We start from the raw sequence: 22,898 nt of genomic DNA on the forward strand, positions 1-22,898 counted from the left end.
AAAAATGATTAGAGAAGCTCTCAAACAAATCAAAACAGCTTTAATATTCCTGCTCCTTTTTTCTATATTAACCGGTTTAATTTATCCTGCTGTAGTTACTGCAATAGCTCAAATATTTTTTCCTTATCGAGCAAATGGTAGTTTATTACTCGTTAACGACAAACCGATCGGTTCCGCATTAATTGGACAATACTTTGATGCACCCGATTATTTTTGGGGACGCCCTTCTGCCACCCCTCCATTTCCTTATAATGGAGCACATTCTTCTGGATCTAATATGGGGCCTTCAAACCCAAACCTTTTGGCAATCGTACAACAACGCGTTGATAAACTGCAGCAATACAATTTGGAAGATCCAACTAAGATGAACAAGCAATTAATTCCAGTTGATTTAGTTACTGCATCTGCTAGTGGTCTGGATCCTGAAATAAGTCCGCTGGCAGCCTACTATCAAATACCACGGATCGCTAAAGCACGTCATATTTCAGAACAAGAAATTCAACAATTAGTGAATCAATTAATAAAAAAACGGACCTTACATCTTTTAGGAGAACCACGAATTAGTGTATTGGAGCTGAATTTAGCTCTGGATCATATAAGGACAAATCGATGACAGACAAACGCCCCGATCCCAATGCATTATTACAACAAGTTATCGAGGAAGAGCAACAAAAGCAACGTGGCAAACTCAAAATCTACCTCGGAGCCGCTCCAGGAGTAGGGAAAACTTATTCTATGCTTCATGAGGCGATGGGGGAGCAAGCTAAAGGATTAGATGTAGTAATAGGCATTGTCGAATCTCATGGACGATTTGAAATTGAAGAAATACTTAAAGACTTCGTCGTTTTGCCTAAAATAACAATTGAATATCACGGTAAACAATTACAAGAATTTGATTTGGATGCTTCTTTAAAAAGAAATCCTGGATTGATTCTCATTGATGAAATGGCACATACCAATGTAAGCGGGGTACGGCATAAAAAACGCTGGCAAGATATTAAAGAATTGCTCGACCGTGGGATTAATGTCTATACCACACTCAATGTTCAACATATAGAAAGTCTCAATGATGACGTCTCCCAAATCATCCACGCACCCGTCCAAGAAACTGTTCCAGATGTCATGATAGAACGAGCAAATACCATTGAGTTAGTCGACTTAGCTCCCGAAGATTTATTAAAACGCCTTTCCGAGGGCAAAGTCTACCTCCCCAGACAAGCCCGGCTTGCAGCTGAATTTTATTTCCGTAAAGGCAATTTAATGGCCTTACGCGAGCTAGCATTACGTACTCTGGCAAAACGGGTAAATACACAGGTACTTTTATACAGACAAGGTCAAGGTATCAAACATATCTGGCCCATCATGGAAAAAATACTCGTTTGCGTTGGTCCAGGCCCAGAATCACATAAATTAATTCGCGCAGCCAAAAGAATGGCCTCCAGTTTGCAAGCGGATTGGATTGCAGTATATGTAGACTCTACACGAACTCAAATATCCAGAACGCAACGAAATCAAGTCTTAAAAAATTTATTTTTTGCTGAGCAGTTGGGTGCTGAAACTCATATTTTAATGGGGTATGACCTTGTCAAAGAAATTATTAATTTTTCCCGTGAGCAAAATGTCACGCTGATTATGATCTGCAAACAGATTCGTACTCGTTGGAGAAATTTTTTCTTTCGCAGTCTGGCAGATGAAATTTTGCGTTACAGTGGTGAAATTGATGTTTACACCATGACCGAAGGAGCAAAGAAATCAAGAAAAAAATCGCCGACGAAACCCATGACGCCATGGCTCTATTACTTTTTATCAACCTGTATTGTTGGAGTCACAACCCTCATTAATTATTTAATTTATCCTTTGGTTAATGATACAAGTTTAACTCTAACATATTTAATTGGAATGACGTGTATTGCTTTATTAGGACGCGCAGGACCTGCGATTTCAGGAATTTTTCTTAGTATTTTAGCGTATAGTTATTTCTTTATCCCACCCTATTATAGTTTTTTTACTCTCCAGTCAGATTATTTTTTTACCTTGGTTATGATGCTTATTATGGCATTAATTATTTGTCAATTAACCTTAGTCACTCGGCGCCAATCAGAAATTGCCCGTCTTGCAGAATATCAAACTTCGTCCTTGTATACGTTAAGTCGAAGGTTATCAAGAACACGGGGAATCGTCAGATTGCTTCGTACCGGGATTAATTATATTTCAGAAATTCTTCACTGTGAGATCATCGCCCTATTACCCAAAAATGGGCGTCTTGTTGTGCGGGCAAGAGCAAAATCACATCAAGATTTGGATGAAAAAGAATACAGTATTGCCCAGTGGGTGTTCGAGTTAGGGCAAAAAGCAGGATGGGGAACGGATACGCTCTCCTTTTCTAATGCACTTTTTATTCCATTACTCGGAGCACGAGGTACCATGGGGGTTTTAAGAGTTCAACCTTCTAAGGATAATGATTTAACTACACCCGAAAAAATACAGCTTTTAGAATCTTGTGCCAATCAAATTGCCTTGGCGTTGGAAGTAGACAGTTTGCAAGAGGAACAAAATAAACCAACTAATCCCTCAACCTGAACTCAATTTCTTTGATACTCATATTACGCTGGAAAATCATTCTAAATTACAATAGGATAATGAATATTTAGGTAAAAAGGATTTACCCATGATGATCGCAACCTTACTGGCACCAGACAATGAAACTCGGGTGGCTATTACTCCTAACTCAGCAAAGCACTTAATTAAATCAGGCTTTGATGTCGCCATAGAAAAAAACGCAGGACTCGCTGCTGGTTTCAAAGACCAGGATTACGAACAGGTTGGCGTCCAGATTCGAGATAAAAAAACAATACTCGAGACGGCCAATATTCTTCTTTGTATCAATGAACCAGCTCCCAAGGATTTAGAAGGTCTGTCTCAAAACGCGTTGGTAATCGGTCATATCGATAATGAGCCGGAAAGCAAATTAATTACTTGGTGCAAGGAAAAACAAGTTACATTGCTTTCAATGAATCTTATACCGCGCATCAGTCGAGCACAAAGTATGGATAGCCTATCGTCACAAGCTAATTTGGCAGGCTATAGAGCTGTTTTAGAAGCATGTGCTGAATTTCATCGAGCCATCCCCATGATGATGACCGCGGCAGGGATGATTCAACCTGCAAAAGTACTTGTTCTTGGTGCTGGAGTCGCTGGTTTACAGGCCATCGCAACGGCGAAACGCTTAGGTGCTGTAGTGTACGCATTCGATGTACGGCGAGCAGCCAAAGAACAAGTAGAAAGTTTAGGCGCCGAATTTATTGAAGTAAGCCAAGATCAAGACAGTGAAACTAAAGGGGGGTATGCTTCGGAAGTTAGTGAAGAGTATAAAAAACTTCAAGCAGAACTTATTGATGAATATGCTAAATTATCCGATATCGTCATTTCTACAGCCTTAATTCCTGGTCGAAAAGCTCCGATTTTAGTGTATAAAAAAACTGTAGAACAAATGAAACCTGGATCAGTTGTTGTCGATCTCGCGACTGCACGAGGAGGAAATTGTGAAGTCAGCGTTCTTGATAAAACGATAAAGCATGGGGAAGTTACCATTATCGGTCTCAGTAACCTGGCCGGACTCGTTCCAGCGACAGCGAGCGAACTTTATGCCAATAATCTGGTCCATCTTATTAATCTCTTGGCGCCGACTCCCCCAGAAGTCACATTAAATCCCGATGATGAAATTATTCAACAAGCAGTACTTTGTCATCAAAATCAATACCTACCATTTCAGGCAAAAAAGGAGACCCAAAATGCATGAGATTAACACTCTAGGTGATCCATACATTACCATACTCACTATTTTCGTTTTGGCCTGCTTTGTTGGATATTATGTGGTATGGAAGGTCACCCCAGCATTGCATACTCCATTAATGTCCGTAACCAATGCAATATCCAGTATTATTGTTTTAGGAGCACTTATTGCTGCAGGAAGTCAGTTCATTGGAGACATCACCTGGATCGGTGGTTTAGCAATATTTATTACCTCAATTAATATTTTTGGTGGATTTGTGGTAACCCAACGCATGTTGCGTATGTATAAAAAATAGGTAATTGCTCCTCAAGGTGTCAACTAGGGAAGTTTATTCAGAACGGCGCTAGAATCCGGACTGGTGCAGCTAAGCTTGGATTTCAGGCTGCATTTCCTTAAGTTGGTTTATATAGAGTCATTACACATCAAATAGTTAAGGATGATTTCTCATGACAACCCTGGTTCCTTTATTTTATCTCTTATCGGCTGTCTGCTTTATACTGGCGCTAAAAGGCTTAGCCAGCCCTGCGTCTGCAAGACGAGGAAATCTGTTAGGGATTGCCGGTATGATCCTTGCAGTAGGTTCAACTTTGATGATGCCAACAACTTATCATCAACCCATTCTCATTAGTTTAATGATTGCAGGAGGCATCATTGGAACTTTTATTGCCTATAAAATTAATATGACGGCAATCCCCCAACTCGTTGCGGCATTTCACTCATTGGTGGGGATGGCAGCAGTTCTAGTTGCTTTTTGTGCCTTTCTCTCCCCTACTTCGTTTCATATTGGTGTCCCTGGTGCAATTGCCAAAGCAAGTCTAATTGAAATGAGTCTGGGTCTGATTATAGGGGCCATTACTTTTTCAGGCTCAGTGATCGCCTTTCTTAAATTGCAAGGGATTATGTCGGGAAAACCTATTAAACTCATAGGCCATAACTTAATTAATCTGATTATAGCCCTAGCCATCCTTGTTTTATTAGTCTTGTTTTTTATTAACCAAACCTTCACGCTGTTCAGTATCATGGCCGGTTTGGCTTTTTTAATTGGTGTATTGCTCATTATCCCTATTGGCGGCGCCGACATGCCAGTAGTTATATCAATGCTTAACTCCTATTCAGGATGGGCTGCAGCAGGTATCGGATTTACCCTCAGCAATCACTTACTTGTTATTACAGGTGCTTTAGTAGGTGCTAGCGGGGCGATTCTAAGTTATATCATGTGTGTTGGAATGAACCGTTCGATTTTTAATGTAATCTTTGGAGGCATTCAATCATCAGCAGCTAGTTCTCAAATTAACGGTACAAATGAATCACGAACTGTACGCCAGGGTAATGGTGAAGACGCAGCATTCCTCTTAAGTAACGCTAAAGATGTAATTATTGTTCCTGGATATGGTATGGCGGTAGCACATGCTCAACATGCAGTCAAAGAATTAGTTGATGCCCTAGAACACCGCAATATTAAAGTTCGCTTTGCAATTCATCCGGTCGCCGGCCGCATGCCTGGCCATATGAATGTCTTACTTGCAGAAGCCAATATTCCTTATGATAGAGTTTTTGAACAAAGTGAAATTAACCGTGATTTTGCAAGCTGTGATGTAGCTTATGTAATTGGGGCAAATGATATAACGAACCCTGCAGCAAAAACAGATCCCGGCTCACCAATTTATGGAATGCCCGTTTTAGAAGTAGAAAAAGCCAGAAACGTATTGTTTGTTAAACGAAGCTTAGCACCAGGCTATGCCGGTGTGGAGAATGATCTGTTTTACCATGATAATACCTACATGCTTTTTGGCGATGCCAAAGCAATGACTGAATCTATTGCTAAAGCTCTTGAAACATTATAAGCCAAATATGAGGTTGGGTCATTTTGACCCAACCTACATGCATACAAATCTAATTCGAAGACCAATTAAATTTGGAGCTTAAATGGTACTTGAGTTGTCCCAAGCGATGAATAAATTCCCTGGTCTAAGTCACTTGTTTTATCATGATGGAATATTGAGAAACCACTTACTTTTCCATCACATTGTTTGGTAGGTGTTGGATTTTGTAAGGACTCATAGATATCTTCATTCATCGCTATAAAACGCATCCCGCTTACATTAAATCCAGAGTTGACTATAATCTCTGGTTCCTCATCAGTATCATTAGAAGGGTTAATCATATTTTTATTTGAGAGAATCTTCTGCTTGACATCCTCTGAATGTAAATATATTTCAAACAATGCTGAATATTTGGATGTATTGCAAACAGTCTTGAATCCTGATTCAGGCAGTTTTCTTGCTCTTTGCTATTTACATATAAATATAAAAATTTAAAATTTAATGTTTTGTAAAATAATCATATTTATTAAATAATATCATGCCTAGATTTTTTGTTAATTTTGGAGAGAAAATTGTGAAAAGTAACATTATAAATAAAACAAGTTTAAAGTGTTGGTTAAGCACCATTGCTTATCTTACAGTGCTGACATTAGTAAGCCATAGTGCAGCAGCAAACACTGCAATGTCTTTGGGAGAAATGGCAGAAACAATTACTAGTTCATTTACAAATCTATCTAAGTTGATTACGGCTGGCTCTTATTTGGCTGGTTTGGGATTTTCTATTGGGGCAATTATGAAGTTTAAACAGCACAAAGATAACCCAACTCAAATTCCAATTGGAACGCCAATTGCTCTAGTCTTTATTTCTGCCGCTTTATTGTTTCTACCTTCAATGTTAGGTGTAACAGGAACAACAATGTTTGGAGCTTCTGGCGGTCAAACTGCAGGACCTGAGGGGATTGTCTTTGCAAGCAATCAATAATAAGTAGTAGTGCTGGCTCTACGCCTTTTTGCGAGCATCGTCGCTCGGGATTCTAAGAATACCTGGTGTGCGGTGCATCGCAAAATGCAATCTTTAAACAAAGAGATTCGAATAATTAATATGTTTGATCTCATGGCCGAGAATAAACCCTGCCCAGCATCACAGCTTTCGGCAGGTTCATTTGCAGCAGCCTCTTTATGCCCAACTATTTTTCATCGTGTACTTGCAAATAAAGAGAGGGCAAACATACGATTTCTTTCTGTGGGTGGTGTATTTGTTTTTGTCACTTTTTTTGCGAGAAAATCAACTTGATAAGCTCATGAGATACTTCTTGCTATTTACCACACTTAACCTCTCCATAAGAATTAAGTTCACAACTCTCATCTTCGCCTCCGCAAACAACCTTACCATTTCGGTCTTTAACACATTGTCCTGCGCCACATATCACTTCACCGTATTGATCCTTAGCACAACCACCCTCTGGATAGGGGGAACAAACTACAGTGCCGTCACGATTTCGTAAACATTGCCCAGGACCACAAATAACTTTCCCATAATAATCTTTTTCACATTCGCCATTCTTATAAGGTGAGCAAACCACCTTGAGCTTACTGTCTATAAGGCAAGCACCCTTCCCACAAACTACTTCTCCATATTGGTCTTGGATACACTGTGCTGAAACGACAGTAGAAAAAGCCATAAAGATGAAGGCTAAAATTTGATGATGCATTTGAATAAAAAATTAAAATATTTACACTAATAATAGTATAGAACTCAAATCATAAGATCGAAGAGAGCTTAAGCACATAGCCCGTAAGGAACGCAGCGGATTACGGGATTCCTTAATTGAACTTTCTTACGAGTCCTTTTGATATGTGATGGTAGTCGATATCACAATAAAAAATTCATTCGATGGAGCCACTTCATTTCAAAATTTGATCTATATTAACAAGTAGTAACATTATAGATTTCATTTAAGGAACTATCGTGAAAAATATCAATTGGATTTGGCAAGGCGCAATAGCAGGAATTATTGCTGGAATTGTTTTTGCTTTTTTTTTAGCCCATGCAGGAATGCTTGAAACATTAGGCAAGATTATTAACATGCCTACAGTAACAGGTGGCTTGTTAGTTCATACTGTAGTGAGCATAGGAAGCGGTATTGGTTTTGCTCTGGTGTTAGGATGGTTCATTAATTCCTGGTTAGTAGCTCTAGTTCTGGGGGTTTTATTTGGTTTTGCGATGTGGGTGGGTGGACCTATGACTTTCTTACCCGTTCTTTCTTCTGGCGATCCTTTATTTGCTAAATGGACTATTGAAGGCATAAAACAAAATATACCTGCTTTAGTAGGCCATATTGTATATGGTGCGGTATTAGGTATTAGCTACTTTATACTGAAGGGTAAAACGCGGTAAATCCACAGCTTTAGTTAAGGATTATAGACATAGAGCGCTTTATCTCAAATTTAGAAGTTAAGGATACCAAAATGAGTAAAGAACCACATCATATTGTAGTTGTGGGTGGCGGAGCCGGTGGAATTGAGTTAGTTACACGGTTGGGTAAAGATTTGGGAAAGAAAAAATTAGCCAAGATTACCCTTTTGGATAAACAAGAAATCCATATATGGAAACCTCTATTGCATGAAGTTGCTGCCGGATCTCTCGATTCAAATATGGATCAGCTCAATTTTTACTCTCACTCGATATCCCATTATTATAATTACCAGCCAGGAACTATGATTGGTATAAATCGCAAAGAAAAGGTCATCCATATTGCTGCTATAAAGGATGAAGAACAAAATCTTATAGTCCCAGAACGAACTTTAACATACGACACATTAATTATTGCTGTAGGAAGTCAAAGTAACGATTTTAATACTCCAGGGGTTAAGGAGCATTGTTTGAGTATTGATAATCTTGATCAAGCAAACCATTTTCAAAGAAAATATGTAGACAGACTATTATGTCTACAGTATGCGCTTGAGGAAGAAACACACCAGAACTTTAATATTGTCATTGTTGGAGGTGGCGCTACAGGCATTGAACTGGGTGCAGAATTACTCCATACCCTCAATCAGACGGAAAAATATCAATTTAATAATGCCATTAAAAAATTAGCTAAAATTACAGTAGTTGAAGGAGCTCCTCGGATATTACCTGTTCTTCCCGAATTGCTTTCAACTTTAACAACTAAAAAATTACAAGAGTTAGGGATTGAAATTCTAACCAATGAAATTGTAAGTCAAATTGACAGTGAAGGAGTTCATACTAAAAGTGGGAAAATTCTGCCTGCAAGTATGTGTATCTGGGCAGCTGGTGTTAAAGCGCCGAACTTTTTGTCAACTCTTGATGGGTTAGCTGTAGATAATTTAAATCGGTTAATGGTTAATTCAACATTACAAACTACAGATGATGAACATATTTTTGCTATAGGGGATTGTGCAAATGTGATGGATCTAGCTACAGGAAAACCTGTCCCACCCCGTGCTCAATCAGCTCACCAGCAAGCATATTTATTAGCAAAATCCTTAAAAAATAGATTAAATAACAAAGAGCTGCTTGATTTTAAATATGAAGATAAAGGATCTTTAATCGCATTAAGTTGCTACGGTACTTATGGAGATATTACAGGAATGGGAAAAATCCGCTATTTTGTTGGCGGCAAAGTGGCTCAACTGGCTTATCGTTCTTTATATTTGATGCATTTATCCGTATTGTATGGAATATGGTGTTCTTTTTTACTTCGAGTCGCGAATAAAATGTTGGGACGTAGTCGACCGAAAATTAAATTGCACATTAATAGACATTAAACAAAAAAAGCGATATATCACTTATGACATAATATGGTTATCAGCAAATCGTTTCAAATTCAGAAAACATACTAAATCCTTGTCTTTGGGGACAGTTAATATTATTCATTATGATATTTTTGATACAATGCATTTTTTAAATGAAGATAAACTCTATGGATACACCCGAAAAAAAAGCTGCTTCTGTGTCAGCCACTCAAGAACTAAGAGCCCTATTTGAGATAGACAATTCCAACAGAAAAGCTGCTTGGTATAATCGTCTCATAATGTGCCTTCCCCACGCTCTCTTTACTAGTGGTGAACCTGAAATTATCTTCAATCCCGAAGGTCTCACCTACTATAATCTTGAACTTACTGCAACCATTCCTGATGACAACAGCACCATAACAAGCTATAACATTCCTGAGCTTATCGATTCGTTCTTAATTAATGAAGGGGTTGGCATCGCCATCGAGGCACGTAATCCCAAACAAGCTATCGATCTCAGCTATGGCGATGTCCTTGGTTTTTATCTCTACCGGACGTTTGCTGAGCCAGAAGATCATTCCTTCAAAACAGATAAACCACGAGCCCAGCTTATTCGAGAAGGATCTGATATCCTTATCAACGATGTGCCAGCGCAGATCCTACCCAATACCTCAATAAAATTACTTGAAGCGATCATGCAACATTTCGGTATCAACGACGCCAAAATCAAACTCGTTTATCTACCAGAAACGGAGCAACATGAGTTAGTCTTCTCGATTAACAAGAATCAATTGGCACCTAGCAAGATACAAGCACTGCTCCAAAAACTAGGCTGGTTTTTACCAAGGTATTACTCCTATTTGGTTTGTGATCTGAACAACGTGTCCCCTATAGTTGGAACACATTAAAACCACGTCAGCATAGGTGGAAAACTACTTCCTTGTTTGCAATGTATCGTTGAAATTTGCTTAAGATTATCATTAAATAGCTCTCTCGCATTACCGCAGATTTTTTTGCATGCAAGATTGCATTGGCGCACGCGGACTCGCTCAGCGTTATCTTAGAGTCAATTCGTAAAATAAGGATGTATATCACATAAAGTTCAGAAAATTAAACTACGCGCAATTCAAACTTGAAAAAAAACCTATTATCTCTCGTACGTAAGGCAAAAAACAGACAATGAATTTTTTTATCAAAATTACTCTAAACAATATAACTCAGATTTACACCACTTTTGGTGTGAATCGGTGCAAGATATGATAAATTTTTTGGAAAAGGATATTTCAGAAGAAGAGAACAGTAATTTTGAAAAAAATGAATTCGCTTTTTTTATCGCTGAGGATGAGGGTATTGCATTAGGATATGGGCCATCCACCTATAGAAGTTACTCCAACGAATTCTTTGGAATCAGTGGCACATTTTTTTTAAATAAAGGATATGATGATCTCCCCAACATCGATGATTTCGCGATGTTATTCGATAAAAGAGGATGCACCTCATAAAAAAGTGGAAAAGGATTGCTAAAAGCAGTAGTGGATCACGTTAATACTCTAGATAGAGCATACCCTATTTCAGCAAGACCGCATTAAATAATCAAACTGCAAAGGATTTCTTTGAAAAAAATCTATTTGCGTTAGGATGCGGTTCTATGGGACATAGCTATACCTTAAAAATAGCCAATTTTGTACATCGAGGACTATCAACCCCTATTATTTACTCGTTAAACTGACTCAAAAAAGCAGATGCAACGTAGCTCGTAAGAAGCAAAATGTACCTAAAACTCCGTGAACCTTGATGAATAATCCTGTAATCCGCTTTGCTTCTTACGGGCTATTGCTTGCCTCGAATAAATAACGAGCATTGAACTAAAGAGTCCATGACTGAAAAATGGCTAACTCAGTGTCTATATTTTGGGGGGATTTTTGCTCTAAACGATATAAATAAGTAAATATTAAATAACGAGGTTCTGAAGGACGTTGGATAAGAAGATTAGCGAATTGTACGTTATGGTTATACATCGTTGCTTCCATAATAAAAAAATATCCTTTTAAAGGACCATTAACACTAGGCTTTGTTAACATCCCTTCCTTGATCAATTTATAACTAGGCGCTGAACTACCTACAATCTCTTGGATAAAAGCCGCTTTTTCAGGACTATAATGATTAAATAAATCATCTAATTTTTGCTTAGTCCCAGAAGGCTCAGTGTCATTAATAGCAACGATAAAAATCATAGGCATTTTTTCAGCATCAAAAATTTGTAAATCTTGATTATTTCTTTTATAACTCCAACCAGCAGGAATCTTCAGGCTATAATGAAGCGCTTCATTAGTTATTGTTTGAGTTAAAGGTAAACTGTTGTTTCCAGGAGTTGTAGAGATCACAGATGTTGGTAACTGGCCTATATTTTGAAAGAGTGATTTATTCGCAGCATAAATATCTGGAGTAAAGAGTGTTGATGATAAACCTATGAAACTTAAAAAAAACGATTTAAATTTACTCCAATTAATCATAAAAAATCCTTATTCACATTAATACCAGAAACTTACCTATTCAGATTATAGGTTAGAATTTTCTTCTTATTAAAGTATCTGCACTTGCTGACTACTTAGAGAGAAAGCGCTCCATTCGGTGAGTTTCTTCAACTGAATTGAATGAACATACTCTCTTGCAAAGAAAAATCCCGATATATTCTCTTTTTTGACGAAATATTTCCTGTACCAAGCCTATCAGGCCAAGATGCTCAACCATCATTTCAGAAGTCGAGTGCAGGACACTCACCCCCTATCTTCAGTATGGAAATTTCCAATTTGGAAAAATTAAGATTCCAAAAAATGGCATTCTCAACACATACAACAAGAGTTAAAATCAAACAAAGTGGCCAATTACTAATTCATTGAATTTTAAGAGTTATTGAAACATCATAAGGCACAATAATGACAGCTACTTTTACTCGCTCATCCCCCCTTTTAGCACAGTTTTTAACCGATCCAATACAAATTACTCAGGAACAATTAGATCAATTGGCAAAAAACACACACCTCTCCGATCAAGCTTTGATATATAACTTTCTAACTGTCTTGAGCACATTGGGGTATGTGAAAGGGTTAATCTATCTCGCAAAAAACACTCCTCAACTATTGCAGGAGATGATTGCTCTCGATAACTATGAGGCATTCAGATGTGCAGCAGAAGAAGGAAATCTTGAGGTATTGCAATTTTTTGCAGAAAAAGCTCCTAACAAACTGCAAAAAATGATTGCCGCTTTACGCTTTTATGCTTTTCGTAGGGCAGCAGAAAAGGGTCAGCTCAAGGTGCTGCAATTCCTTGCAGAAAAAGCTCCTGACAAACTGCAAGAGATGATTGCCGCAGAGGATTATTATGCTTTTCGTATGGCTGCAAAAAACGGCCATCTTGAGGTCTTACGCTTTCTTGCAGAAAAAGCTCCAGGTAAGGTTGAAGAGATGATTGCTGCAGAGAGTTATTTTGCTTTTCAAGGAGCAGAACGTCTTAAGATATTGCAATTTCTAGTAGAAAAAGCTCCAAGTAAGATTGAAGAGATGGTTGCTGCAGGACGCTATTGGGCTTTTCGCAGGGCAGCAGAAAAGGGCCAAATTGAATTACTCCGCTTTCTTGCAGAAAAAGCCCCTGGCAAGATCGAAGAGATGATAGCTGCAAAGGATTATTATGCTTTTCGCATGGCAGCAAAGCACGGTCATCTTGAGGTACTGCACTTTCTTGCAGAAAAAGCCTCTGAAAAACTACAAGAAATGATTGCTGCCGAGGATTATTTTGCTTTTCGCATGGCAGCAGAAGAGGGAAATATTGAGGTATTGCAATTTCTTGCAGAAAAAGCGCCTCACAAACTGCAAGAGATGATTGCCGCAGAGGATTATTATGCTTTTCGTATGGCTGCAAAAAACGGTCATCTTAAGGTATTGCAATTTCTTGCAGAAAAAGCTCCTGACAAACTGCTCAAGATGATTGCCGCAAAGGATTTTAATGCGTTTCGCTGGGCAGCGATGAATGGTCGTATAGATGTACTACACTTTCTTGCAGAAAAAGCCCCTGACATGGTCCAACAAATGATTGCTGCAGAGAATTATTTTGCTTTTCGAAAGGCTGCAGAGAAGGGCAACCTTGAGGTACTTCGCTTTCTTGCAAAAAAGGCTCCGGACAAACTACAAGAAATGATTGCAGCAGAGAATGGTTTTGCTTTTCAAGTTGCTGGAATGAATGGTTCTCTCGAGTTACTCAAGTTTCTTGTAACAAATGCCCCTTTTAAGCTGCAGGAAGTAATGCCTGTAACAAATTCTTGGGAGCTTAAATCGGCAGCAGTGTATTTTGGCGTTATTACACGACACATAGACAAAGACAAAACTCCGCGTAAACTCATTCAAGATGTTTTTTATTATGCCATACAACAAAATCATTATCACATCATTGATTTTTTGCTAGAAAAAGACAAAACACTACTCAAGCTTCTTCCACCGCAGCAGAAATACGAATTAAACAATATGCGCTATCAGGCAAGCAGCGCGGATTATTTGTTACACCATAAAATAAATGCATCCGATATAGCCTTGAATATTTTCAAGCTATCTAAGTTTCATCCCTTTTTTAAATCAGCAAAAACCATTGTAGAGGAGTATCGTGACAGCAAGCAGCTAAGAAGTAAGCCAATATAAATATACAGCCAGCGTACCTGGCTGTATCAAAGGTTTTTTTCTTTTTCTTTTACTTTGGGAGCAAAAACTTGATTCAATTCAGTGAATTTTTTATAAATAAAAAATTCTGATAGAACCATATTTGTAACCTCAAACTCTGGAAGCTCTTTTATATTGCCGTCTGGCTTAATATGATCCCCAAAAGATACCGCTATATCATCTTCGATTTAGAAGTATAACATCTTGGCATCAGGCTCAACGCCAATTGTAAGAATACTGCGCCCTCGCCAACGTACAATCTGACCAAATTTAAGACCAAAAAGATTAATTGCTTCATTAGAAGTATCCAAATTAACTATCTTTTTTTATCGGGTAGTAAAACTTTTCAACTCAGTTTGCTCAAGCTTATTTTGATTAATAGGCCAAATACAATAGGAAGCTTAAGGAAGTATACAAATTCATAAAAGGTAACCGATTGTTTTTATTTACATTGTCCTTTATTTAAAAGAGCGAGGAACGAAAGACTGCTCTTCTGTTCTTGAATCAAAATGCAAATCATCCTCTTGAATAAGCATTAGTGGCAAAGTCATTTGTACACATTCAGCTACTTTTTGTGTTTCTAAATTTTGTTCTGGATCTTCTTCTGATTGTACAGGCCTAAAATTAGGTACTGGTACACTTAAACAGCCAATAACCTCATTATTCTCATCACGAATTATACGTGTATCTGTTCCATAGGGCCCTAATAACTTAAGAATCAAATCATATGAAGATAGGTCTTGACCTTTTTCTCGAGGTACATCACATTTTTCTTTTTTATAATACCCTTCCATTTTTCGATGCATTGGTTTTTCTCCAGTTTTTTTCATTAATTCTACTTTAAAGCTATGTTTAAGAGTGATTTCGGGATTTTTCGATGCATCGGCAGGAAGCCAGACTTTGGCCGCGAGTTTGCATCTATCTGGTAATTGGATTCAATGACTACTATTTTTGATAATTGCTCTTTAGGCATATTCAAAATCCTCTATGTACTACGGTGTTCAATTTAATCTGTAATAGTTTTTAGACACACTTTCTAACCTTAGTACAACAGGTTGAATGCTATCATATATCTAATATTTATCAGTAAGATAAGGTATATTTTAGTTTAAGAAGTGTATGTTCTGAAGAGTACCATAATGCGTGACCAATAAGGCTTATCAGATTCGAAGCCCCTCCTCTATATAATTATTAACTCAATAAAAAGCATTCTTCCCCAGAAGGAATAATTGCCTAAGACCTTATTTCAATGAACTGATTAAAAAAACACATACAAATAAGTCAAGACTTGTTATTATACTTTTCTGTTTATAAATAATACAAATAAATATGACTGATATTATTTTTATTGGCTCAGGACCTATTGGTCTTTTAGGGGCTATACAATTAAAACTACAATGTCCAGAAAAAGAAATTCTTATGTTTGAAAAATATGAGATTCCTACACGCAATCATGCGATGTATGTTGAACAAAGTTCCTTTGCAGAAATGGATAGAAGTAAAGGCTTTGGAGAAGTGCTGGATAGCATCCCCTCCAAAGTGATAATAAGCGACTTGGAAAAAAAACTTAGAGAATATGCCACATCCATTGGAATTAAAATTCAATATCAGGAAGTAAAAGACTTTGATGAATTACAAAAACAATACCCTGATACTAATTATTTTGTAGGGAGCGGCGGTTTACGGGGTATTATTCATCCTCAAGTATTTAATGGCGAAGATCAGATCAATGAACCCTTGCGGTATGCGGTTGAAGTTAAATATAAAGCAGTGGGTGCAACGCGTTCTCTTAATAAAATCACAGAAGTTCCAGGAGTCCTTGCTTATACGAAAAATCTTGTTTCTGAATATGTAGGTCATCTAAAGGATGGACAGACTCCCATTTCGTTAAGGATTTTTATTGATGAGCCTACTTATCAAGCCATGAAGGAGGCTACGTTCAAAGCACCATACACTCTCGCAGATAAGGGAAAAATTCCCCGTAATTTATTTGAGACCATAAACACCTATTTGAAAGGCAGACACCATCTAGCGGGGGAAACAATTGAAGACAACAGTTTGAAAATTTCTACCATTACATTGTCTCTTTATGCGAGTAAAGATTTTTGTAAGCAAATTGATGGAAAAACGATCTTTCAAATTGGAGAAGAAGGTTTTGCTTGCCCATTTTATCGAAGCTTTAATGATAATGCAGCATGCATCCCATTTTTTACTAAAGCAATGCGTGCGCTGCTCAACAACAATAATGTGGAGTCAAATAAAATAGCCTCCAGCTCATTTTTTAGTGTTTCTACTGTTGAAGAAGACCCGCTTGAATACTATCAACATAGCGTGCAAGGATTGGTAAATAGTGAGATTCGAACCATTCATTACCTAAACTTTGGTATTGAAATGCTTGAAACTTCAGTCGCCTCAGCACAATCTGCTCCTCAATTTTCAGGCGCTAAATTAAACTTAAAAAGAGGAGGAAAAATCTTCCTCGATGAAGCCAAAAGAGAGCAGCATAACGACAAGAAAAAAACCGCCTCCTCTTCTTCATGTATTTTAATTTAAGTATTTAATTTGTAGGAATCACTCCTCGTTAGCCTGTACTCATCAGGCTAAGGGAGCGATTTTATACTTTACTCAGAACCCAAGTGAAACACTCTATTTTAATTAATTATATTTAGGTACTTCAACAACGTCATTATCCAACTTTCGAACCTGATGCTGCATATTCTTTATGTAATACATTCGACGTGCCAGAGAACCTGTGGGATTGAAATCTTTTTGCATCTCGATCGCTTTAAGTCTTCCCAATAGGTCTTCTATATTGGTACTTTCTTGCAGTATTTTATTCACTTGATCCACATAATGCCGATTCCAGTGAAACGTAGCAAAAAGAGCGAATCCAGGACACCAACTAGCACTCTTTGTATAATCATTTAAAAGATTTTTTGCCTTTTGAAATAAATCTTCTGAAACCGAATCAGTAAGATCATCATAGCTTTGAGGAAAGTACTCTTTTTTTCTGTATTCATCCAGATTTATTTTTCTTTCTGTAGCAAGGTTGAAAATGCTTAAATCATCCCTAGGAACAGTAAGTGTTTTAACAGAAAGAGGTAATCTTATTATCAAATCACGTAATACTTTATCATCAAAAGCCAGTATTTTAGTATCGTTGCCTAATAGAGAAATTTCTTTTATCTGGCTAGGGAAACTACTAAAAAATGGAATTAGCTCTTCGTACGTACAATTTTCAATAACGTCCGCATTAATAGTAAAATGAGTCACGTTTTTGGGTATAACCTTTATTACTTCTTCTGGACGACTCCATTTATAATAGAGGTTTAGCTCAACCTTAGTAACACAATCAGGAAGCTGTTTTAGATAGTTAATGCAATCCTCTTTCGATTGCTCAGCTGGTTTGGATATTGAACCAGGATAGGTAAAGAGTCGGTTAAAAAACACAACTGAAGTGAATCTCTTGGGCAGCAAATCTATTCTTTTAGCCATTTCCTGGGTAACGAGGATAATCTCAGCTTTTTCGCGCTCAATCTCCATCATATCAAACGCTTCTTCCAACAACTCTTTTGTTATTGGCCCCTCTTCTTTTTTAATGCAATCAAACCAATTTCTACCCCAACCGTCTGCTTGCAGAATTATATTTGATGATTCTTTTCTCAAAGTACTTTTAGTACCCCTAAATTTAAATAATCCTAAAGCCATAATCTCTTCAATAAGTGGTAATTGGTTCCCCTTATTTTAGAGTCGGTACGTTATAAGGTACTTAATGAATATACGTAAATTGTGCATTTCAGTGTAGATAATGAAGTGGTTTGTTGATCTTTGAAGTCGGGAACACAGACTTTGTCGATGACTTCATATTTATTACTCATTAAAAACTTGAATGAGATTAATTTGCCATACCTATAAAATAAATGTATCTTAGCTCAGTTATTATCATTATGGAGTTATATAATGTTACGAAAATTTGGACTTGGCTTATTATGTATTGCTGCATCTTTAAGCACAAGCGCATATTCAACCGAAAGTCATTTACTCCAGCGTGGAGTTACGATTGAATATGAATTGCCTAGCAATGATCCGCAAATATTTCTTAATTATCTTTTCTGGCCAGTAGAAGCCAATTGTAAAATTACTACCGAAGATGACGGAGATGAATTTTTAGTTGTAGCATTAGCTAAAAAAGGAAAAGTTAATGACATCACTCTATCAGCAGGAGAGTCGTTACGAATCACTGTTCATCAAAATGAAAATCTGAAATTAAGTGCTGAATCTGGCGCAAAAGTTGAAATTACTAATTTCGGTGCACACACAGTAAAAGCAACTTGTACTGCTTAATACACCATCTATTTAGAAAATCCCTTTAGACATACTTAGTCGAGATGCAGCGAAGAGAGCAGGAATTCTGATCGCTGCAAGCCCGGGTTTTGCTTCGGGACACCCGGGCTACTAAGACACTTTCGTTCTAATGTTCCCGCGTCGCATGGAATTTAATTTTAGGATATCGCTCTTCAGCCATGGTCAAATTAACCCGAGTCGGGGCAAGATACATCAACGCATCACTTCCATCCAAAGCTAAATAGTCATACGCTTTTGTTCGAAACTCACTCATTGCCTTATCATCATCTGAATAAACCCAACGAGCACACGCAACGCTTACTGTTTCATAAATACAATCCACTTTATATTCATGTTTCAAACGATGAGCTACGACATCAAACTGTAACACACCAACCGCCCCCAAGATTAATTGGTTGCTGTTTAATGGTCGAAATACCTGTGTTGCTCCTTCTTCAGATAATTCAATCAAACCTTTTAATAAAGCTTTACTCTTTAATGGATCTTTCAAACGTACCAATCGAAACAATTCAGGAGCAAAATTGGGAATACCCGTAAATTTTAATTGCTCACCTTGAGTAAAAGTGTCCCCTATGCGAATCGTTCCATGATTATGTAAACCAATAATATCGCCAGGTAAAGCAATTTCTGTATGGGAACGATCACCAGCCATAAAGGTTAACGCATTAGAAATTTGCACTTCTTTTCCAATACGCAGATGATTGATTTTCATTCCTTTTCTGTAAGCTCCTGAACAGATACGTAAAAATGCAATCCGGTCTCTATGCTTCGGATCCATATTAGCCTGGATTTTAAACACAAACCCAGAAAAATTTTGTTCATCTGCTGATACAGTTCGCTCTTGAGCTGTTCGAGATTGCGGGCCTGGAGCATAACGCACATAATCATCCAGTAACTCTTTGATACCAAAATTATTAATTGCAGAACCAAAATAAACCGGTGTCATTTTTCCCGCTAAATAATCGTCCAAATTGAATTCATGGGAAGCCCCCTTAACTAACTCAATTTCGTCGCGTAACTCCTGGGCACTATCACCTAATAGTTCATCCAATTGAGGGTTATCCAATCCTTTGATTTGCACAGCATCTTGCTTTTGTGCATTCTTACCCGGTTGATATAAATACACTGTATCTTCATAGCGATGATAAATACCTTTAAAGCGCTTTCCCATACCAACAGGCCAGGTAACGGGAGCACATTGGATCCCTAAAACAGACTCTACCTCATCAAGTAAATCAATGGGATCACGGCCTTCACGATCCAGTTTATTTATAAAAGTCATAATCGGCGTATCACGCAAACGACATACTTCCATCAATTTAACGGTTCGTTCCTCTACCCCTTTGGCCACGTCAATAACCATTAAGGCTGAGTCCACTGCTGTCAAGGTACGATAAGTATCTTCAGAAAAATCCTCATGTCCTGGGGTATCTAACAAATTCATGACATGCTGATTATGAACAAACTGCATTACCGAAGTTGTAATAGAAATCCCACGTTCTTTTTCCATTTCCATCCAATCTGAAGTCGCATGTCGATCGGCTTTACGTCCTTTAACGGTTCCTGCCAATTGAATTGCGCCTCCGAACAATAGTAACTTTTCGGTTACGGTCGTTTTACCGGCATCAGGGTGAGAAATAATTGCAAAAGTTCGTCTTGTATTAAAATCCTGATAAAAATCGGACATGAAGCTCTCTAAATAAATATAAAGTTATCGTATGTAGTGAATTTTAAGGCATTCCAGAACAAATACAAGCCGAAGCAATTGTTTATCAGGCAAACAAGCGAGCAAAACGCGAATTAAAATAGTCTTTACACCTTAAAAACGTTATGATTAAAAAATAAATTATAAACATCACCACACCTACACAAATCCGGATCATATAGGAGAAATTGCTCATCATGAAACGTTGCACCTGGGTTGGAGTTGGTAAGCCTCATTATGAACAGTATCATGATATAGAGTGGGGAGTTCCTGTACACAATGATCAAAAGCACTTTGAAATGCTCTTGCTTGAAGGAGCACAAGCCGGATTAAGCTGGGAAACAATTCTCAAACGTCGAGAAGGATACCGCAAGGCATTCAAACAATTTGATCCTCATAGTGTAGCCAAAATGACTGATAAGGAATTAAATACCCTACTGACTGATTCAGGAATTATTCGCAATCGTCTTAAAGTGTTCTCGGCTCGCAAAAATGCCTTAGCATTCCTTAAAATTGCACAGGAATTTGGATCCTTCGACAAGTACGTCTGGGGATTTGTGGGTGGAAAACCTAAAATAAATTATCCTAAAACACTCCAAGAAGTTCCTGCGAGTACATCAGAATCAGATGCCTTATCTAAAGATTTGAAAAAAAGAGGAATGAGTTTTGTCGGGTCAACAATCATGTATGCCTATATGCAAGCCGTTGGCATGGTCGATGATCATTTAGTGGATTGTTTTTGTAAAAATCGAAGATGAAACGTTAACCTGGATTTCCGCTAGGCTGAACAGGCTACAAATCTTTATGAAAGAAAATCATACCGTTCTAGCCTGGGTAAAGGCAAAGTGATTAAGCAGGTTCTTGCTTCTTAAGTTCTGTATAAAAATCCTGTGCCTTTTGTTCAATATATTTTTTACAACCTGCGGGATCAACAAAGGGGTTATTTTTCCCTTTTTGCAATAATGTATACTTATTCTTCAGATCAAACATTCCAGCATGGGCTCCTAGAAAAATATCACAACGCAGTGATTCCAGTACCTTTATGGAGTGCTTATAATCCTGAGTTATATTTGGATAAGTTATGTTATCGACCAATTTATAGCCAGGATTCACGCCCATACTTCCTATAATGACCGCCTGATATTGTTTCCCGTGATCCTTTAGTTTTAGTGTCCAAGTGGTACAGCCTTTAGTATGCCCCGGTGTCAAATGAGCAGTTAATACGGTCCCACCTAATTCCACCCGTTCTCCGTCGTGAAGTACCTTATCAACAGTACTTTGAGGAAAATAAGTACTGGTATCATTTGCATAATGAAAATCAGATTTGCCACCAGATAGGATCAAAGAAACATCTTCATCCATAACCATATATTTTGCTTTTGTCTGTTGCTTAATTAATTCACTGCCGGCAGCATGATCAAAATGAGCATGACTAATGAGCAAAATTTTCGTATCACTGAATTTAAAACCTAGTTTTTCTATGCTGGCTTTAATCATGGGAACATTCGCTTCAAGATCACTATTGATTAATATATTCCCTCTTGGAGTGACTATCAGATAACTAGCAAGATCATCAGTGCCTACATAGTACAAGTTTCCAGCAATACGAAATGGGGGAAAAGGATTTGGCAGTGGATATGCAAAGCTTGAATGGTTCAATACCATCATCAGTGCAGATAAACATAATACTTTTTTCATGACAATAAAACCTAAAAAAATCAGCAACTCACCTGGAAAGATAATACTTCATTACGAGGAAATAGGATACAAATTGTTTAATTTTCTCAAAGATAATGAGTCGTTCGATGCTCCACTCCCAAAATCCGATTTGCCAACTGAAAGGCTTACTTTATAAAAAATCCTCTGTTGACAAGTATTTTTTGATTGGCTTTATTAATGATTTTCATACAATATTGATGCATGAAAACGTAAATGATCCTCAATAAAGCTTGCGATAAAATAATAGCTATGATCATAGCCTTCATGCATACGTAAATTAAGCGCAACCTTTGCCCTTACACATGCTGCCTGAAATAATCCGGGTTTGAGTTGCTCTTTTAAATAAGGATCCTGAACACCCTGATCGATCAAAATGCATTGATGCGGCCACCCCCTCTCCGCAATGAGTTCGCACGCATCATACTCCTTCCACTGTTTCTTATCCGGCCCCAAATAACCAGTGAATACTTTTTGCCCCCATTGGGATTGAGATGGGGCACAAATAGGAGCAAACGCGGAAACAGAGCGATATTGCTGAGGATATTTCAATGCCAAAGTAAGCGCTCCATGGCCTCCCATTGAGTGGCCAAAGATACCACAAGCATGATGATTCAGTGGCGCATATTGCAGTAGCAAATCAGGCAATTCCTCATGTACATAAGTGGCCATATTATAATATTTTGACCAAGGTGCCTGCGTGGCATCCAAGTAAAATCCAGCACCAACACCAAAATCATAACTATCTCGATCACCAGGCAAATCAATTCCTCGGGGGCTGGTATCGGGTACAACAAGGGCGATACCTAAAAGAGCAGCGATTCGTTGGGCTCCAGCCTTAGTAATAAAATTCTGCTCTGTACAGGTTAATCCTGAAAGCCAATATAAAACAGGAACGCTTTGTTTCTGCGCCTGAGGAGGCAAAAAAAGGCCAAAACGCATAGTACAATGGGTCACATTGGATTGATGTGAATAAACTCGTTGAATACCATCAAAACAGTAATGCTCTTCTAGAAGCTCAATAGCCATTA

General features: G+C 37.9%; 23 protein-coding genes. 15 read left to right on the plus strand and 8 right to left on the minus strand.

Annotated elements, in window-relative coordinates; all coding sequences use genetic code 11:
- Positions 1-4: 4 nt before the first annotated feature.
- The 5 genes from kdpC to ACWTEW_RS31315 all read left to right on the plus strand — a co-directional run bounded on the left by kdpC (position 5) and on the right by ACWTEW_RS31315 (position 5,637).
- Positions 5-613 carry a potassium-transporting ATPase subunit KdpC gene (gene kdpC / locus ACWTEW_RS31295; protein ID WP_454781872.1) on the plus strand — a complete coding sequence of 203 codons (609 nt, stop codon included), beginning with the start codon at positions 5-7 and terminating at the stop codon, positions 611-613.
- Entirely contained in the window at positions 610-2,580 is a 1,971-nt protein-coding gene (locus tag ACWTEW_RS31300) for a DUF4118 domain-containing protein (RefSeq protein WP_454781873.1), read from the plus strand. The genes kdpC and ACWTEW_RS31300 overlap by 4 nt, the downstream gene beginning before the upstream one ends.
- Positions 2,581-2,668: 88 nt before the next feature.
- Complete coding sequence (locus ACWTEW_RS31305) at positions 2,669-3,799, plus strand: Re/Si-specific NAD(P)(+) transhydrogenase subunit alpha (RefSeq protein ID WP_454781874.1); 1,131 nt, start codon at positions 2,669-2,671, stop codon at positions 3,797-3,799.
- Positions 3,792-4,088 (plus strand): proton-translocating transhydrogenase family protein, encoded by a 297-nt coding sequence (locus ACWTEW_RS31310; protein WP_454781875.1) that lies wholly within the window; start codon positions 3,792-3,794, stop codon positions 4,086-4,088. Before ACWTEW_RS31305 ends, ACWTEW_RS31310 begins: the two co-directional genes overlap by 8 nt.
- Before the next feature lie 151 nt (positions 4,089-4,239).
- Entirely contained in the window at positions 4,240-5,637 is a 1,398-nt protein-coding gene (locus tag ACWTEW_RS31315) for an NAD(P)(+) transhydrogenase (Re/Si-specific) subunit beta (protein WP_454781876.1), read from the plus strand.
- Positions 5,638-5,702: 65 nt separating this feature from the next.
- On the opposite strand, the gene ACWTEW_RS31320 is transcribed toward ACWTEW_RS31315, so the two are convergent.
- Entirely contained in the window at positions 5,703-5,957 is a 255-nt protein-coding gene (locus ACWTEW_RS31320; RefSeq protein ID WP_454781877.1) for a hypothetical protein, read from the minus strand.
- Positions 5,958-6,190: 233 nt separating this feature from the next.
- Between ACWTEW_RS31320 and ACWTEW_RS31325 the strand changes: the two genes are divergently transcribed.
- Positions 6,191-6,598, plus strand: a complete 408-nt coding sequence (locus tag ACWTEW_RS31325; RefSeq protein ID WP_454781878.1) for a type IV secretion protein IcmD — start codon at positions 6,191-6,193, stop codon at positions 6,596-6,598.
- Positions 6,599-6,682: 84 nt separating this feature from the next.
- Positions 6,683-6,910, plus strand: coding sequence for a hypothetical protein (locus ACWTEW_RS31330; protein ID WP_454781879.1), 228 nt, complete (start codon positions 6,683-6,685; stop codon positions 6,908-6,910).
- A 22-nt stretch (positions 6,911-6,932) separates the two neighbouring features.
- Here ACWTEW_RS31330 and ACWTEW_RS31335 read toward each other — a convergent pair whose 3' ends face one another.
- Positions 6,933-7,328, minus strand: coding sequence for a hypothetical protein (locus ACWTEW_RS31335; RefSeq protein ID WP_454781880.1), 396 nt, complete (start codon positions 7,326-7,328; stop codon positions 6,933-6,935).
- Positions 7,329-7,585: 257 nt separating this feature from the next.
- Between ACWTEW_RS31335 and ACWTEW_RS31340 the strand changes: the two genes are divergently transcribed.
- The 4 genes from ACWTEW_RS31340 (at position 7,586) to ACWTEW_RS31355 (ending at position 10,877) form a co-directional block, all read left to right on the plus strand.
- Positions 7,586-8,014 (plus strand): hypothetical protein, encoded by a 429-nt coding sequence (locus ACWTEW_RS31340; protein ID WP_454781881.1) that lies wholly within the window; start codon positions 7,586-7,588, stop codon positions 8,012-8,014.
- A gap of 71 nt (positions 8,015-8,085) precedes the next feature.
- Positions 8,086-9,408: an NAD(P)/FAD-dependent oxidoreductase gene (locus tag ACWTEW_RS31345; RefSeq protein WP_454781882.1), complete on the plus strand. Its 1,323-nt coding sequence runs from the start codon at positions 8,086-8,088 to the stop codon at positions 9,406-9,408.
- 155 nt (positions 9,409-9,563) lie between these two features.
- Positions 9,564-10,283, plus strand: coding sequence for a hypothetical protein (locus ACWTEW_RS31350; RefSeq protein WP_454781883.1), 720 nt, complete (start codon positions 9,564-9,566; stop codon positions 10,281-10,283).
- A 348-nt stretch (positions 10,284-10,631) separates the two neighbouring features.
- A complete protein-coding gene (locus ACWTEW_RS31355) occupies positions 10,632-10,877 on the plus strand; it encodes a hypothetical protein (RefSeq protein ID WP_454781884.1) in 246 nt (81 codons plus the stop codon).
- 363 nt (positions 10,878-11,240) lie between these two features.
- On the opposite strand, the gene ACWTEW_RS31360 is transcribed toward ACWTEW_RS31355, so the two are convergent.
- Positions 11,241-11,888: a hypothetical protein gene (locus tag ACWTEW_RS31360; RefSeq protein WP_454781885.1), complete on the minus strand. Its 648-nt coding sequence runs from the start codon at positions 11,886-11,888 to the stop codon at positions 11,241-11,243.
- A gap of 423 nt (positions 11,889-12,311) precedes the next feature.
- Here ACWTEW_RS31360 and ACWTEW_RS31365 point away from each other — a divergent pair, with 423 nt between their 5' ends.
- The gene (locus tag ACWTEW_RS31365) at positions 12,312-14,063 is read left to right on the plus strand and encodes an ankyrin repeat domain-containing protein (RefSeq protein WP_454781886.1); all 1,752 of its coding nucleotides are present in this window, start codon (positions 12,312-12,314) and stop codon (positions 14,061-14,063) included.
- A gap of 476 nt (positions 14,064-14,539) precedes the next feature.
- Here ACWTEW_RS31365 and ACWTEW_RS31370 read toward each other — a convergent pair whose 3' ends face one another.
- Complete coding sequence (locus ACWTEW_RS31370; RefSeq protein WP_454781887.1) at positions 14,540-14,911, minus strand: hypothetical protein; 372 nt, start codon at positions 14,909-14,911, stop codon at positions 14,540-14,542.
- Positions 14,912-15,410: 499 nt separating this feature from the next.
- On the opposite strand from ACWTEW_RS31370, the gene ACWTEW_RS31375 reads away from it, so the two are divergent.
- Positions 15,411-16,634: a hypothetical protein gene (locus tag ACWTEW_RS31375; RefSeq protein ID WP_454781888.1), complete on the plus strand. Its 1,224-nt coding sequence runs from the start codon at positions 15,411-15,413 to the stop codon at positions 16,632-16,634.
- Positions 16,635-16,736: 102 nt separating this feature from the next.
- Here the strand turns inward: ACWTEW_RS31375 and ACWTEW_RS31380 are convergent, their stop codons facing one another.
- Positions 16,737-17,789 (minus strand): DUF5617 domain-containing protein, encoded by a 1,053-nt coding sequence (locus ACWTEW_RS31380; RefSeq protein ID WP_454781889.1) that lies wholly within the window; start codon positions 17,787-17,789, stop codon positions 16,737-16,739.
- A gap of 252 nt (positions 17,790-18,041) precedes the next feature.
- Here ACWTEW_RS31380 and ACWTEW_RS31385 point away from each other — a divergent pair, with 252 nt between their 5' ends.
- Positions 18,042-18,425: a hypothetical protein gene (locus ACWTEW_RS31385; RefSeq protein ID WP_454781890.1), complete on the plus strand. Its 384-nt coding sequence runs from the start codon at positions 18,042-18,044 to the stop codon at positions 18,423-18,425.
- Positions 18,426-18,552: 127 nt separating this feature from the next.
- On the opposite strand, the gene ACWTEW_RS31390 is transcribed toward ACWTEW_RS31385, so the two are convergent.
- On the minus strand, positions 18,553-20,133 hold the full coding sequence (locus ACWTEW_RS31390; RefSeq protein ID WP_454781891.1) for a peptide chain release factor 3: 1,581 nt from the start codon (positions 20,131-20,133) through the stop codon (positions 18,553-18,555).
- A gap of 215 nt (positions 20,134-20,348) precedes the next feature.
- On the opposite strand from ACWTEW_RS31390, the gene ACWTEW_RS31395 reads away from it, so the two are divergent.
- Positions 20,349-20,909 (plus strand): DNA-3-methyladenine glycosylase I, encoded by a 561-nt coding sequence (locus ACWTEW_RS31395; protein ID WP_454781892.1) that lies wholly within the window; start codon positions 20,349-20,351, stop codon positions 20,907-20,909.
- 91 nt (positions 20,910-21,000) lie between these two features.
- Here ACWTEW_RS31395 and blaFEZ read toward each other — a convergent pair whose 3' ends face one another.
- On the minus strand, positions 21,001-21,849 hold the full coding sequence (blaFEZ, locus tag ACWTEW_RS31400; RefSeq protein ID WP_454781893.1) for an FEZ family subclass B3 metallo-beta-lactamase: 849 nt from the start codon (positions 21,847-21,849) through the stop codon (positions 21,001-21,003).
- Between the two features lie 195 nt (positions 21,850-22,044).
- Positions 22,045-22,896 carry an S-formylglutathione hydrolase gene (gene fghA / locus ACWTEW_RS31405; RefSeq protein WP_454781894.1) on the minus strand — a complete coding sequence of 284 codons (852 nt, stop codon included), beginning with the start codon at positions 22,894-22,896 and terminating at the stop codon, positions 22,045-22,047.
- Positions 22,897-22,898 lie beyond the last annotated feature (2 nt).

The sequence above is a fragment of the Legionella stuttgartensis genome, from assembly GCF_977063405.2.

Bases quoted from the DNA above. Each gene is read 5' to 3' on its own strand.
- ACWTEW_RS31385 (WP_454781890.1), top strand. From the start codon at position 18,042: ATGTTACGAAAATTTGGACTTGGCTTATTATGTATTGCTGCATCTTTA.
- ACWTEW_RS31330 (WP_454781879.1), top strand. From the start codon at position 6,683: ATGCAATCTTTAAACAAAGAGATTCGAATAATTAATATGTTTGATCTC.
- ACWTEW_RS31345 (WP_454781882.1), top strand. From the start codon at position 8,086: ATGAGTAAAGAACCACATCATATTGTAGTTGTGGGTGGCGGAGCCGGT.
- ACWTEW_RS31320 (WP_454781877.1), bottom strand. From the start codon at position 5,957: ATGATTAACCCTTCTAATGATACTGATGAGGAACCAGAGATTATAGTC.
- ACWTEW_RS31390 (WP_454781891.1), bottom strand. From the start codon at position 20,133: ATGTCCGATTTTTATCAGGATTTTAATACAAGACGAACTTTTGCAATT.
- ACWTEW_RS31315 (WP_454781876.1), top strand. From the start codon at position 4,240: ATGACAACCCTGGTTCCTTTATTTTATCTCTTATCGGCTGTCTGCTTT.
- ACWTEW_RS31380 (WP_454781889.1), bottom strand. From the start codon at position 17,789: ATGGCTTTAGGATTATTTAAATTTAGGGGTACTAAAAGTACTTTGAGA.
- fghA (WP_454781894.1), bottom strand. From the start codon at position 22,896: ATGGCTATTGAGCTTCTAGAAGAGCATTACTGTTTTGATGGTATTCAA.
- ACWTEW_RS31310 (WP_454781875.1), top strand. From the start codon at position 3,792: ATGCATGAGATTAACACTCTAGGTGATCCATACATTACCATACTCACT.
- ACWTEW_RS31360 (WP_454781885.1), bottom strand. From the start codon at position 11,888: ATGATTAATTGGAGTAAATTTAAATCGTTTTTTTTAAGTTTCATAGGT.
- ACWTEW_RS31300 (WP_454781873.1), top strand. From the start codon at position 610: ATGACAGACAAACGCCCCGATCCCAATGCATTATTACAACAAGTTATC.
- ACWTEW_RS31305 (WP_454781874.1), top strand. From the start codon at position 2,669: ATGATGATCGCAACCTTACTGGCACCAGACAATGAAACTCGGGTGGCT.
- ACWTEW_RS31350 (WP_454781883.1), top strand. From the start codon at position 9,564: ATGGATACACCCGAAAAAAAAGCTGCTTCTGTGTCAGCCACTCAAGAA.
- blaFEZ (WP_454781893.1), bottom strand. From the start codon at position 21,849: ATGAAAAAAGTATTATGTTTATCTGCACTGATGATGGTATTGAACCAT.
- ACWTEW_RS31375 (WP_454781888.1), top strand. From the start codon at position 15,411: ATGACTGATATTATTTTTATTGGCTCAGGACCTATTGGTCTTTTAGGG.
- ACWTEW_RS31395 (WP_454781892.1), top strand. From the start codon at position 20,349: ATGAAACGTTGCACCTGGGTTGGAGTTGGTAAGCCTCATTATGAACAG.
- kdpC (WP_454781872.1), top strand. From the start codon at position 5: ATGATTAGAGAAGCTCTCAAACAAATCAAAACAGCTTTAATATTCCTG.
- ACWTEW_RS31365 (WP_454781886.1), top strand. From the start codon at position 12,312: ATGACAGCTACTTTTACTCGCTCATCCCCCCTTTTAGCACAGTTTTTA.
- ACWTEW_RS31355 (WP_454781884.1), top strand. From the start codon at position 10,632: ATGATAAATTTTTTGGAAAAGGATATTTCAGAAGAAGAGAACAGTAAT.
- ACWTEW_RS31370 (WP_454781887.1), bottom strand. From the start codon at position 14,911: ATGAAAAAAACTGGAGAAAAACCAATGCATCGAAAAATGGAAGGGTAT.
- ACWTEW_RS31335 (WP_454781880.1), bottom strand. From the start codon at position 7,328: ATGCATCATCAAATTTTAGCCTTCATCTTTATGGCTTTTTCTACTGTC.